The following is a 717-nucleotide window of genomic DNA, read 5'->3' as shown; positions in this document are numbered from 1 at the left end:
CTGCAATGACTGCGTTGTGGACCAAGGTTGCGAATTTCATTCCGAACTTGTTCGGCGCACTGGTTGTGCTGCTGTTGGGTTTCGTCGTGGCAAAACTTTTGGACACTTTGTTGTCCAAGCYGCTGGCCAAGCTGGGGCTCGATCGCTTGATGGGCGGTACCGGGCTGACCAAATTGTTGTCTCGCGCCGGGCTTCAAGTACCGATCTCGACCCTGATTGGTAAAATTGTTTATTGGTTCGTTCTGCTAATTTTTCTGGTTTCTGCCGCAGAATCCCTTGGACTTGAGCGAGTTTCAGCTACGCTAGACATGTTGGCGCTGTATTTGCCGAAAGTATTCGGCGCGGCGCTGGTGCTGCTGGTGGGTGTTTTGCTGGCGCAACTGGCCAATGGATTGGTACGCGGGGCGGCAGAAGGCGTAGGACTGGACTACGCTTCAGGATTGGGACGAATTGCTCAGGGGCTGGTGATTATCATCAGCATTTCGGTTGCGATCAGCCAGTTGGAGGTCAAGACTGACCTTCTGAACCATGTAATTGTTATTGTTTTGATTACCGTTGGTCTGGCAGTTGCACTGGCCATGGGTTTGGGAAGCCGGGAAATTGCCGGTCAGATTCTTGCGGGAATCTATGTGCGTGAGCTATATCAGGTTGGGCAGCAAGTGCGTGTTGGCGAGGTTGAGGGGCAGATTGAAGAAATCGGCACGGTTAAAACTACAT

At 52.2% G+C, this 717-nt stretch carries 1 protein-coding gene; it reads left to right on the top strand.

The genetic code is table 11. The features are described 5' to 3' along the window. Positions 1-717: mechanosensitive ion channel family protein (locus AC1DRJ_RS30960; protein WP_477805462.1), on the top strand; the 717-nt coding region annotated here is incomplete at both ends.

This window comes from Pseudomonas sp. P5_B2 (genome assembly GCF_056400445.1).
The sequence above is the reverse complement of the archived record's forward strand: the minus strand, read 5'-3'. Positions and strand labels throughout refer to the sequence as shown.